Annotated in this window: 9 protein-coding genes; 4 read left to right on the top strand and 5 right to left on the bottom strand. The window is 72.8% G+C overall.

Going from position 1 to position 11,871, the window contains the following annotated elements; translation table 11 throughout:
• Positions 1 to 223: hypothetical protein (locus tag ACGFIM_RS38510; RefSeq protein WP_393211537.1), on the top strand; the 223-nt coding region annotated here is incomplete at its 5' end.
• A 325-nt stretch (positions 224 to 548) separates the two neighbouring features.
• Here ACGFIM_RS38510 and ACGFIM_RS38505 read toward each other — a convergent pair.
• Both ACGFIM_RS38505 and ACGFIM_RS38500 read right to left on the bottom strand, forming a co-directional pair.
• The gene (locus tag ACGFIM_RS38505) at positions 549 to 1,688 is read right to left on the bottom strand and encodes a hypothetical protein (protein ID WP_393211534.1); all 1,140 of its coding nucleotides are present in this window, start codon (positions 1,686 to 1,688) and stop codon (positions 549 to 551) included.
• 23 nt (positions 1,689 to 1,711) lie between these two features.
• Positions 1,712 to 3,517: an ATP-binding cassette domain-containing protein gene (locus ACGFIM_RS38500; protein WP_393211531.1), complete on the bottom strand. Its 1,806-nt coding sequence runs from the start codon at positions 3,515 to 3,517 to the stop codon at positions 1,712 to 1,714.
• A gap of 130 nt (positions 3,518 to 3,647) precedes the next feature.
• Here ACGFIM_RS38500 and ACGFIM_RS38495 point away from each other — a divergent pair, with 130 nt between their 5' ends.
• Positions 3,648 to 4,244, top strand: a complete 597-nt coding sequence (locus ACGFIM_RS38495) for a TetR/AcrR family transcriptional regulator (RefSeq protein WP_393211528.1) — start codon at positions 3,648 to 3,650, stop codon at positions 4,242 to 4,244.
• A 207-nt stretch (positions 4,245 to 4,451) separates the two neighbouring features.
• Here ACGFIM_RS38495 and ACGFIM_RS38490 read toward each other — a convergent pair whose 3' ends face one another.
• Entirely contained in the window at positions 4,452 to 6,119 is a 1,668-nt protein-coding gene (locus ACGFIM_RS38490) for a serine/threonine-protein kinase (RefSeq protein ID WP_393211525.1), read from the bottom strand.
• Positions 6,120 to 6,376: 257 nt separating this feature from the next.
• Here ACGFIM_RS38490 and ACGFIM_RS38485 point away from each other — a divergent pair, with 257 nt between their 5' ends.
• Entirely contained in the window at positions 6,377 to 6,643 is a 267-nt protein-coding gene (locus tag ACGFIM_RS38485; RefSeq protein WP_305915238.1) for a DUF6504 family protein, read from the top strand.
• Positions 6,643 to 10,266 carry a DNA polymerase III subunit alpha gene (locus ACGFIM_RS38480; protein ID WP_393211522.1) on the top strand — a complete coding sequence of 1,208 codons (3,624 nt, stop codon included), beginning with the start codon at positions 6,643 to 6,645 and terminating at the stop codon, positions 10,264 to 10,266. Before ACGFIM_RS38485 ends, ACGFIM_RS38480 begins: the two co-directional genes overlap by 1 nt.
• 70 nt (positions 10,267 to 10,336) lie before the next feature.
• Here ACGFIM_RS38480 and ACGFIM_RS38475 read toward each other — a convergent pair whose 3' ends face one another.
• A complete protein-coding gene (locus ACGFIM_RS38475) occupies positions 10,337 to 11,134 on the bottom strand; it encodes a DUF4328 domain-containing protein (protein ID WP_393211519.1) in 798 nt (265 codons plus the stop codon).
• A 46-nt stretch (positions 11,135 to 11,180) separates the two neighbouring features.
• On the bottom strand, positions 11,181 to 11,831 hold the full coding sequence (locus tag ACGFIM_RS38470) for a response regulator (protein ID WP_393211516.1): 651 nt from the start codon (positions 11,829 to 11,831) through the stop codon (positions 11,181 to 11,183).
• Positions 11,832 to 11,871: the final 40 nt, after the last annotated feature.

Raw genomic sequence — 11,871 nt, 5'->3', positions numbered from 1 at the left:
GGTACGGCCGCTCCTGTGGGTACGGCCCCACTCTCCTGCGGGTACGGCCGCTCCTGCGGATACGGCCGCTCCTGCGGGCACGGCCGCTCCTGCGGGCGAGGCGCTCTCCGGCGAGCTGGCCACCGTCGATCCACATTCCGGCGAGCAGGGCTCTGGCGAGTTCCGGTGGCTGCGGCGAGGCGAGGCTGCCGACGTGGCGGTGGGCACCGCTGAGCCTTCTTAGGGGCGGCGCTGCCCCGCGGGCCTCGCACGGGCGGCACCGACCCGGGTCTTACGGGTCGACGCCGAACCGCGTCGCCGACGCGTCGCTACGGGCGCTGCCTCCGGAGTTGCCGGGTGGTGCCGGTCGGGGGCGTCGTGCGGTGCTGGGGTGGTGCTGGCTCGGGTTTGCCGTGGCGGTGTTGGCCCGGGTGGCCGATGCGTCGTCGAGGTGGTGCTGTGTTGGGGCTTGCCGGGTGGTGGCGGCTCCGGGCGTCGGCGCGTCGCTCAGACGGCGCTGTGCGGCGGGGCGCTGAAGCGTCGCAAGCGCTGGCCGGGCGGCTTCGGCGTTACGTAGTGCTCTCCACCCGGGCCAGGGCGCCGGCTTCCAAGGCCACCCAGATCGCACCGTCCGGGCCTACGGTCAGGCCGTGGGGCTCCGCCCGGCGTTCAGTGCCCGGCCCCTGCCCGGCAGCCTGATGCTCGGCGCTCGATCCCCGAGAGGTGTCCTCGCGTCCGGCGTTCGTTTCCTGCGGAGTGTCGTCGTGTCCGGGGTTCGTTGCCTGCGGGGCGTCCTCGTGCTCTGCGTTCGTTGCCCGTGAGGTGGGCTCGTGCTCAGGGTTCGTTGCCCGTGAGGTGGGCTCGTGCTCGGGGTTCGTTGCTCGTGAGGTATCTCCGCCTTCGCCGTTCGACCCTTGCGCTTCTTCCGCGCGTTCGGCGGGAGCCGGTACGGAGGGGAGGGGGTGTTCGGTGATGTGGCCGTCCACGGTGATGCGGGCCAGGCGGCCGAGGCCCCACTCGGTGAACCAGAGGGCGCCGTCGGGGCCGGGGATGATCGCGTGGGGGCGGGCGGCTCGGTCGGGGAGCGGGTATTCGGTGATCTTGCCGTTGACGTCGATCCGGCCGATCTGGCCTGCGCCGATCTCCACGAACCAGAGCGCGTCGTCGGGCCCCCGGGTGATCCCCACCGGCGCCGCACCCTCCGTGGGCAGCGCGTGCACGGTCACCTCGCCCGACAGCGAGATCCGGCCGATGGCGTTGCCCTGGTTGAGCGTGAACCAGAGCGCGTCGTCGGGGCCGGCCGTGATGAACGACGGCATCCCACCCTTGACCGGCACCTCGTAGGAGGTGATCGTGCCGTCGGCGGCGATGCGGCCGATCCTGTCGGTCTGCATCTGGGTGACCCACATCGCGCCGTCGGGCCCGGCGGCCAGCCCGAACGGCGAGTCGACCGCATGGACGGTACGCCGTCCGTCGGTGGTGATGCGGGTGACCCGGCCGCCCTTCATCTCGCTGAACCACATCGCGTCGTCGTGGCCGCGCACGATCACCGTGGGCTGCCCGTCGGCCGGGTCGAGCTGGTGGATCTCGGGCCGCCCGCCCGGCACCAGCCGCCCGACGCGTCCCTCGTGGACGAGCGTGAACCACAGCGCGCCGTCGCGTGCGGTCGCGATGCCGTACGGCGAGCCGGAGCCGATCATGGTCAACATGGGAGTCCCCCCGATGGTGGTGGTCAAAGGATGCGCCCTCCTGCCAGCTCGATCTGCCTGCCGCGGAAGCGGCGGACGAGCGCGCGGTCGTGGGAGACCATGACGAGCGCGCCGTGGAAGCCGTCGAGGGCGCGTTCGAGCTCCTCGGCGAGCAGCGGCGACAGGTGGTTGGTGGGCTCGTCGAGCAGCAGCAGGTCGTGTTCGCGGGCCAGCAGCCTGGCCAGCGCCAGCCGTCGTTGCTGCCCGACCGAGAGCTCGCCCACCCGCTGGTCGAGGGTGTGCGGCCGGAACAGGCCGGTGGCCAGCAGCGCCGCCCTGCGCTCGTCGGGATGACCCTCTCCGTACGCCTCCAGCACCGGCAGCGCCGGGTCGAAGCTCACCTCCTGCGGCAGGTGGCCGACCCGGCAGCGGGCCTGCTCGGCCAGGACACCGAGCAACGTGGACTTGCCCGCGCCGTTGGCGCCCCTGACCAGGATCCGCTCGCCTGAAGTGATGATCAGCTCCTCGACCCGCAGCCGATCCCCGACCCGGATGTCCTTCAGGTGTACGAGGACTCTGTCGTGGCCGGTCCGCTGGCTCTCGCTGTCCCGCTGGTCCTGGCCGTCCCGCGCCTCGCGGGTGGCGCTGCTCGGGCCGGGGTGGTCGGGGTCGTATGTCGGCACGGTCTGTCGCGGAAGGGCGCTCGCGCCGGCCCCCATCGTGGCGCTGCGGGCGGGGGAGTGCGCGTCGAAGCTCAGTGCCGGGGTGCTTGGGGCAAGCGTGTCCGGCCGTCGCGTCGGGGTGCTCGTGGCGGGGTGCCGGGTGGACGGCGTCTGGACGCCGGGGGTGGTGTGGGGCGTCGCGGGGGTGCCGGTGGTGGTGTCAGGCGGCGGGCCGAACGTGGCGCGGAAGTGGAGCGGGGCCGGTGGGCGGGGGACCGGGTCGGCCTCCAGGCGGCGCAGCCGCTCGTGGGCGTTGCGGACCCGGCTGGCGATCGAGCTCTGCACCCGCCCGGCGTTGCGGTCGTAGGCCATCTTGTTGTTGTCACGCATCACGCGCCCGGCCGCGACGCGATGGGCGGTGGTGGCCGCGTACTCGCGCACCTGGCGCACCTCGGCGCACCAGGCCGCGTACGCCTGCTCCCACCGCGCCCTGGCCGCCGCCTTGGCCGCGAGGAAACCGCTGTAGCCCCCGCCGAAGCGGGTCACCGCACCCTGCTCGACCTCGACGATCGCGGTGGCCACCCGGTCGAGGAAGACGCGGTCGTGGGACACGACGGCCACCGCGCCGCGGTGCTCGCGCAGCCGGTCTTCGAGCCAGGTGAGCGCCGGCTCGTCGAGGTGGTTGGTGGGCTCGTCGAGCAGCAGCGCGCGGGGCGCGGCCGCCAGCACGCAGGCCAGGCCGAGCCGCGCCTGCTCGCCGCCCGAGAGGCTGCCGAGCGTGCGGTCGCGGCCCACGTGGGCCAGGCCGAGCCCGTGGAAGGCCCGGTCGACGCGGGCGTCGGCCTCGTAGCCGCCGCGCAGCTCGTACGCGGTGCACAGCTCGCCGTACGCGTCCATGACCTCCTGCGTCGCCTCCTCGGCCAGCGCCGACTCCAGCTCGCGCATCCTGCGCTCCATGGCGCGCAGGTCGGCCAGCGCGGCGTCGACGGCCTCCTGGACCGTGGCGCCGGGCGGCAGGCCCAGCGTCTCGGCGAGCGTCTGCGCGACATGGCCGAGGTCGGAGGTCAGGTGGACCTCGCCCTCGTCGGGACGCTCGACCCCGGCGAGCAGGCGCATCAGCGTGGACTTGCCCGAGCCGTTCTCACCGACGATGCCGACGCGCTCGCCGGCTCGTACGGACACGGACACGTCGCTGAGGACGGCCCGCCCGTCGTAGGACTTGGAAACTCCGCGGAGGGTGATCAGGATAGAACTCCAATCGCAACCGTTGTAGCTTTAGCATGGCATGCGAACGGAGTTAACGCAACTGGAGTAGTTTTTGGAGCGCAAGGAGCCACTCAAACGCCCCGGTGGGCGCAGCGCCCGCGTGCGCGACGCCGTACGCCGGGCGACACTCGCCGAGCTGGCCGAACACGGCTACAGCGGACTGACCGTCGAGCGCGTGGCGGAGCGGTCAGGCGTGCACAAGACGACCGTCTACCGGCGCTGGGGCGGAGTCGAAGGGCTGATCGCCGACGCGCTGGAGCTCGCCGCCGGCGAGCCGTGGCCCATCCCCGACACCGGGTCGATCGAAGGCGACCTGCGGGGGATCGTGCAGCTCGTCCGGTCCGGGTTCGCCGATCCCGAGCTGGGGCCGGTGTCGTCGGCCTTCGTGGCCGCCGCCGTCCAGAACGAGGCCGCCGCCCGTTCGCTGCACGACTTCTTCGTCTCGCGCAACGAGCAGTCGGCCGACGTCGTACGCCGGGCGATCGAGCGCGGAGAGCTGCCCGACGTCGTCGATCCCCGCGAGGTGATCAGGGTGGCGGTCGCGCCCGTCTACTACCGGCTGTTCGTCGCCCACGAGCCGGTCACCGAGGACGACGCGAACCGCGCCGCCGACGCCGCGCTCGCCGCCGCCCGCGCCGGTGTTCTTTGACCGCTTCTGTACGCCGACCGCTTCTGTACGCCGGCGGCCGCCATGCGCTCCCTTCACGCCGCCGTCCGCCGGGTGGTCGCTCGCGTGGGTGTGGGCCGGGTGGTCGCGAAGATGACCATTGCGGCCGGGCGATCGGCGTTCGCGGCGCGATTCGCCTGCGTGGGCGTCCGGCGCAAAGCCGTCCGCTGGGCGAGCGGGGGGGAGGCGTCAGGGCTCCAGGTTGCCGCGGAGCTCGAAGTCGTCCCAGGTGGTGCGCACCACCGACCGGTCGTCCTTCGGCGTGCGCGCGAACAACCCGAGTGAGCCGTTGCCGATCCCGTTCGGATCCTCGACCTCCTGGACGAGGTCGTCGTTCACCCACATCGACAGCCGCACGGTCTTGCCGCTCTGCTCGCAGGCCACGGTGATGCGCGCCTTGCCGGGCAGCGCGTCCACCTTCACGGGCTGGCCGATCACGCCGCCCGAGCCGTCGACGATGCGCCGGATGCGGGCGTTGCCCTTGGTGTCGAGGATGAACTCGTAGTAGTTCTCGCCGTCTTCGGAGTTGTGGCAGTAGAGGCCGTACTCGCCGGTGCCGACGGACCTCTTGACGTCGGCGGTGACCGACATGACGACCGATTCGGGCAGCATCGGCGTCGGGCTCGCCGACGGGTCGGGCGACTGCGTCGGCTTGTAGAACAGGAAGGGGACGGGCGCCTTGGCCCACCGCTCCTCGTAGTCGGGCTCGGCGTCGATGCCGTACGTGCCGTCGGGCCGGTAGCCGACGCTTCCCGGGCTCTCCGGGTCGTAGGTGCCGGTCCAGGCGCCGGTCGTCGTGAAGTCCTCCTGGTAGAGCAGCGCCAGGTTGTCGGGCGGCCCGCCGGGGCCGAGCAGCGCCCACGCGCCCACCCCGGCCGCGACCACGACCGCCGCGGCGGCGGCGAGGCCCGCGTACAGTCTGCCGCGCCGCGCCCGCCGGTCGCCTCCGCCTCCTCCCATGGGAGGGATCGTGTACGGGGCGGTGGACTGCTGCCAGGCCACCTGTACGGTGTGCGCCGCCTGCTCGGGCGCCGCCGACCGGCCCACGAGCTGGTCGAGGAGCTGCTGCGCGGTGGGCCGCTTGGCCGGGTCCTTGTTCAGCGCCGCCGCGACCAGCTCGCGCAGGCCGGGGTCGATGGCGTCGAGGTTCGGCTCGGTGTTGAGCACCTGGTAGACCATGGCCGGCAGCGTGTCGCCGCCGAACGGCGCCCGCCCGCTGGCCGCGAACGCCACCAGGCAGCCCCACGAGAACACGTCGCAGGCCGGCGAGACCGGGTCGCCGCGCAGCACCTCGGGCGCCATGTAGCGGGGCGTGCCGATGACCTCGCCGGTGCTGGTGACGCCGCCGATCGTGTCGAGCGCCCTGGCGATGCCGAAGTCGATCACGCGCGGGCCGACCGGTGACAGCAGCACGTTGGACGGCTTCAGGTCGCGGTGGACGACCCCCGCCGCGTGGATCGCGGTGAGCGCGGTGGCCACGCTGACGGCCAGCGCGTCGAGGCTGGAGCCGCGCAGCGGGCCCGATTGGCGCACGGCCTCGTCGAGGTTGGGGCCGGGGACGTATTCGGTGACCACGTAGAGCTGGTTGCCTTCGAGCGCGGCGTCGAGAACGGCGGCCGTGCAGAACCTGCGCACGCGCTGCGCCGCGTCCGCCTCCCTGCGGAAACGCGCCCGGAACTGCTCGTGCTGGCTGAGCTCAGGGTTGATCACCTTGATGGCGACCTTCTGGCCCGTGGGGTCTTCGGCGAGGTGGACCGTGCCCATCCCACCTCGCCCCAGCACGCTTAGCAGTCTGTAGCGCCCGATGTGGGAGGTTTCACCGCTCACGCCGCGCAAGCTTACCGATACAGGCCTCATCGTCGCAGTTCTCTGCTCCGACACGCGGCGCAACGCGGCCGGAGGAGCCGCGCGAGCGGCGCGGAGCCGGCCAGGCTCGGCGGCGTTCGGCATCAGAACCCGATCGGCCGGCATCAGGAACCCGATCGGCGTGGACCGGCTCGCAAGGCATGCGGGCGACTTGCGTTTCGAGCCGAGAGAACATATGTTCGAGTCATAAGCGCCCGTCTTCCCCCGGGTGGCTCAGCACAGGCACCAGAGCCGCGGGGAGAAGCGTCTTGAGCAGACTCTATGGCGATCCGATAGAGGTGTGGACCCGAGACGGGGAGCCGACCCAGTTCGTCTGGCGTGACCGGCTCTACCTCGTCCGCCGCGTGCTCGACCACTGGGTGGTCGCGCGTGAGTGGTGGAAGACCGGCGAGGGCGACCCCGGCGAGCGCCAGTTCTGGCGGGTGGAGGCGAGCCCCGGCCGCGAGGTGGGCTCCTATGAGCTGCGTTACGACACCGCCGGCAACGGCTGGCTGCTGCTGAGGGCGTGGGACTGATGGCGCCCCCGTTCCCGCACCTTCACGTGTGCTCCGCCTACTCGATGCGCTACGGCACCGCGTTTCCGCGAGCGCTGGTGAACCGGGCCGCCGAGTACGGCATGGACATCCTGGCGCTGACCGACCGCGACGGTCTCTACGGCGCGATGAAGCACGTGCAGGCGTGCGCCGACGCCGGGATCGCCCCCGTCATCGGCGTGGACCTGGCGCTCGACGCGCCCGTCACAGCGCGCCCGCGCACCGGCCCCGGCGCGGAAGACCGCGTCACCGTGCTGGCCCGCGGCAAGGGCTGGGCGCGGCTGTGCCGCCTGGTCACGGCCGCACACTTCGCGGGCGAGCGCGGCGCGCCGAAGGTGACCCGCGAGCTGATCGCCGAGTGGGCGGGCGGCAGGGAGACGCCGGGGTTCGGCGCGGAGGACGGCCTCGTGGTGCTGCTCGGCCCCCGCTCCGACGTGGGCCGCGCGGTGGCGGAGCGGCGCGACGAGCACGCGCGCATGCTGCTCGGGCAGTGGCGGGCCGCCGTGCCCGGCGTGGTGGTCGAGCTGGTCGACCAGTACGGCTTCCGCGACGCCACCACGGCCGTGCGCATGCTCGGCCTGGCCGAGTCGATGGACGTGCCGGCCGTGCTGACCAACGCCGTGCGCTACCTCGACCCCGGCGACCACCAGGTGGGCGACGTGCTCGACGCGGCCCGCCGGCTCGTCCCGCTGCACCCGCGCCACCTCGACCGCACGACCTCCCACGCCTACCTCAAGGGCGGCAAGGAGATGCTCCAGGTGGCGGCCAGGGTGTGCGCGGGCGACCAGGAGCGGGTGGTCCGCCTGCTGCGCACCACCAGACTGCTGGCCGAGGCGTGCGCGATGGACCCGCTCGACGTGCTGGCGCTGCGCAACGACCCGCCCGCCCTGCACCTGCCGGAGATCGGCCGCGACCCGGTGCCGCTGCTGCGCAACCGGGTCGAGGACGGCCTGTACAGGCGCGGGCTCGAGCGCTCGGCAGAGGCCAGGCGGCGGCTGGACGACGAGCTCGCCATCATCGAGCGCAAGCGCCTGTCGGGCTACTTCATCGCGGTGGCCGGCATCACCGACATGATCCGCGAGATGGGCATCCGCTGCGCCATCCGCGGCTCGGGCGCGGGCAGCCTGGTCAACTACCTCATCGGCATCGGCGAGGTGAACCCGCTCGACCACGGCCTGCTCATGGAGCGCTTCCTGTCGGAGGGCCGCATCGGGCTGCCCGACATCGACGTCGACGTCGAGTCGGCCCGCCGCCTGGAGTGCTACCAGGCCATCTTCGAACGTTACGGCGAGTCCAGGGTGGCCTGCGTCTCCATGATGGAGACCTACCGCGCCCGCAGCGCCATCCGCGACGTCGGCGCGGCGATGGGGCTGCCGCCTCACGAGATCGACGCCATCGCCAAGGCGTTCCCCCACATCAGGGCCAAGCAGATCACCGCGTCCCTGCGCGATCTGCCCGAGCTGCGCGAGAGCCGGCTCGGCGACGCCGGGCTGGACCGGGTGTTCCGGCTGGCGGAGAGGCTCGACGGGCTGCCCAGGCACATCGCGCTGCACCCGTGCGGCGTGCTCATCGGCAACGCCGGCCTGCGCGACCGCACGCCGGTGGAGCGCAGCCTGCTGGAGTTCCCGATGTCGCAGTTCGACAAGGACGACGTGGAGGAGGCCGGGCTGCTCAAGCTCGACGTGCTGGGCGTGCGGATGCAGTCGGCCCTGGCGTACGCGCTGAGCGAGATCAAGCGGGTCGACGGCATCACGGTCGAGCTGGACACCCAGCACGGCCCCGAACGCCCCGACGTCCAGTACGTCCCCCACGACGACCAGGACACCTACGACATGATCTGCGCCGCCCGCACCCTCGGCTGCTTCCAGATCGAGTCGCCGGGCCAGCGCGAGCTGGTCGCCAAGCTGGAGCCGCGCAAGATGCACGACCTGATCGTGGACATCTCGCTGTTCCGCCCAGGCCCGGTCAACTCCGACATGGTCACCCCCTACCTGGAGGCCAGGGGCGGCTGGCGCAAGCCGTACTACCCGCACGAGAGCCTGCGCGAGGCGCTGAAGGAGACCCACGGCGTGGTGGTGTTCCACGAGCAGGTCCTGAAGATCATCTCGGTGATGACCGGGCGCGACCTGTCGTACGCCGAGAAGCTGCGCCGCACGCTCGACACGCCGGAGGGCCGCGAGCGGGTGCGCCGCGCGTTCGTGCCGCTGGCCAGGGCCAACGGGTTCGACGACGCGGCCGTGGAGCGGGCCTGGCAGGTGCTCGACGCGTTCGGCTCGTTCGGGTTCTGCAAGGCGCACGCGGCGGCGTTCGCGCTGCCCACCTACCAGTCGGCCTGGCTCAAGCGGCATCACACGGCGGCGTTCTTCGCCGGGGTGCTCACGCACGAGCCCGGCATGTACCCGCCGCGCGTCATCATCGACGAGGCCAGGCAGTGCGGGGTGCGCATCCTGCCGCTCGACATCAACAAGTCGGGCAGGCACTGGCAGGTCGAGCGGCTCGGGCCGCGCGTCCAGGTGCGGGTGCGGCCGTCCGAGCTGGAGGGCGGCGGCGCGCGGGCGCGCAGGGAGTTCCGGATCGGCGACATCGGCAAGGGGTACGCGCTGCGCGTGCCGTTCTCGGCCATCAAGGGCGTGAGCGAGGCCGAGGTCGAGCGGATGGTGGCGGGACAGCCGTACACGTCGCTCGCCGACTTCTGGGACCGCGCGCGGCCCTCGCGGCCCACGATCGAGCGGATCGTCCAGGTCGGCGGCCTCGACGCGCTCCACGGCCTGCGCCCCGGCGGCCCGCGCTGGCGGCCGGGCGAGCTGACCCGCCGCGACCTGATCGCCCAGGTGGGCGCGCTCGACCGCGCCTCGGCCATCGGGGTGCAGGCGGGCCCGCGCAAGTCCCGGCGCTACAGCGCGCACATGTCCGGGATGCCGAAGGACGCGGCTCCTCCGGCGGTGCAGCTTCCGCTCGGGTTCGGCGAGAGGCTGTCGCCGGGGGAGCTGCCCGAGATGACCGAGGCGGAGATGGTCGAGGCCGAGCTGGAGATCCTCGGCATCGACGTCAGCCGCCACGTCATCAGCTTCCACGAGGAGCTGCTCGACGCGCTCGGGGTGGTACGTTCCAAAGACCTGCTGCGCCGGCGCAACGGCGCGGAGATCCTGGTCGCGGGGGTCAAGGTGGCCACCCAGACGCCGGCCATCCGCTCGGGTCAGCGGATCATCTTCACCACGCTCGACGACTCGACCGGGCCGATCGACCTGACGTTCTTCGAGTCGGTGCAGGGCAGGTGCGCCTCGGTCGTGTTCGGCTCGTGGCTGATGCTGGCCAGGGGCGTGGTGAGGCGCACGGGTGTGCGGGCGGTGACGATGCGGGCCCTCGACTGCTGGAACCTGGCCGACCTCGACGCGTTGTGGCGCTCGCGGGGCATCGAGGCGGTGCGCGCCGTCATCGACCGTGCCCCTGAGGAGGCGGCCGGCGGCGTCGGCGGGCGCCCGATCGAGTACGCCAACGGCTTCCGCCTGTCGCCCTACTCCGACCTCGCCCCGCCCGCCACCGCGAACCCGCCGAGGCGGCTCTGGCACGCCAGCCCGGGCAGCTCGGGCCCGACGGCCGCCTGAGCCCGGCCCCGCCTGGGCCCGAGCCGAAGGCCCGGCGTTCCCGGGCCGTCCCGGAGCCGCCCGGGGCCGCTCAGCTCGTCTGCGGCTGCGTCTGGGGCTGCGTCTGAAGCGGAGCCTGCAGCGCGTTCTGCGAGGCGTCCTGCGGCGGGGACTGCGGTTGTGCCGGCACCAGCGGCTGTGCGGGGATCACGGGCTGGGCCGGGGCCCGGTGGGCGGTCGTCTCGGCGGTCCACGAGGTGCGGGCGGCCCGCTGCAGGCCGGTCAGCTCGTGGACCGTGGCGGCGCACAGCACCGCCGCCACCGCCGCGCAGCTCAGCTCGGGCACGCCCACCCCGGTCAGGCCGCCGGCCGAGGAGTCGAGCGGCACCCTGATCGTCACCAGCGCCAGCGTGGCCAGCCAGCTCAGCCACCACGCCGACAGCAGCGCGAGCCACCTGCCGCGGCGGCCGGCCGGCGGGCGGGCGCCCCGCCACACCTGGTCGACGAGCACCGCGGGGGCGGCGAGGTTGACGAGCGGGATCAGCCAGGCGGCCGCCACCGGGCCGGTCGCGGCCGAGCGGTCGTTGGCCCGCCTGGCACGTACCAGCCAGGTGACGTAGGAGGCCGCCACCGCGAGCGTGGTGCCCGCCACCAGCATCATCAGCACCGCGAACGCGGTCACCGCGCCCACCACCGCCTCGGCGTCGGCGCCCTGGGGGCGGCCGCCGAACGCGGCGAGCTGCGCGGCGAGGTCGCGGCCGCGGGTCATTTCGAAGATCACGAGGGCGGTGAGGGAGAGCACCTGGGCGGTGAGCGTCACGTAGACGGCGGTGGCGGCTCTGGCGGGTGATGCCTGGGTGTAGCGCACGTTGTTCTCCCCCCGGGCCATGCGCTGAGGTTCTGATTCACTTGTATCCCGGGAGCCCCGCTGTTAATCAGCTCACCACGCCGGATTCCCACGCCCATGCCGCGATTCCGACCCTGTTGCGCACGCCGAGCTTGGCCTGGATGCTGCCCAGGTGGGTCTTGACCGTCGACAGTGACACGAACAGCTCGGCGGCCACCTCCTTGTTCGTCTTCCCCCTGGCCACCAGGCGCACGACGTCCAGCTCGCGCTCGGTCAGCGGCTCGGCGCCCGGCTGCGGGGCGGGCCGGCGGGGCTTGGCCAGGTGCTGCAGCAGCCGTACGGTCACCGACGGCGACACCAGCGCGTCGCCCACGGCGGCGGCCCTGACCGCCTCGACGAGCAGCGTGGGGCCGCTGTCCTTGAGCAGGAAGCCGGTGGCGCCCGAGCGGAGCGCGCCGTAGACGTACTCGTCGAGGTCGAACGTGGTGACGATGACGACCCGCAGCGGGTTCTCCACGCCAGGCCCGGCGAGGAGCCTGGTCACCTCCAGTCCGTCGAGCTTGGGCATCCGGATGTCGAGCAGGCACACGTCGGGGCGCAGCCGCCTCGCCTCGGCCACCGCCTCGGCTCCGTCCGCGACGGCCGCCACGACCTCTATGTCTGGTTGTGCGTCCAAAATCATCTGAAAGCCGGTTCGCACCAATTGCTGGTCGTCGGCGATGAGAACCCGAATAGTCACGTCGTCAACTCTAAGGATCAGCCGTTCGGCCGATGCGAGA

It is taken from the genome of Nonomuraea sp. NPDC049309, from assembly GCF_043196965.1.
GTDB lineage: Bacteria > Actinomycetota > Actinomycetes > Streptosporangiales > Streptosporangiaceae > Nonomuraea > Nonomuraea fastidiosa.
This window is presented reverse-complemented; position numbering and strand designations above follow the sequence as displayed.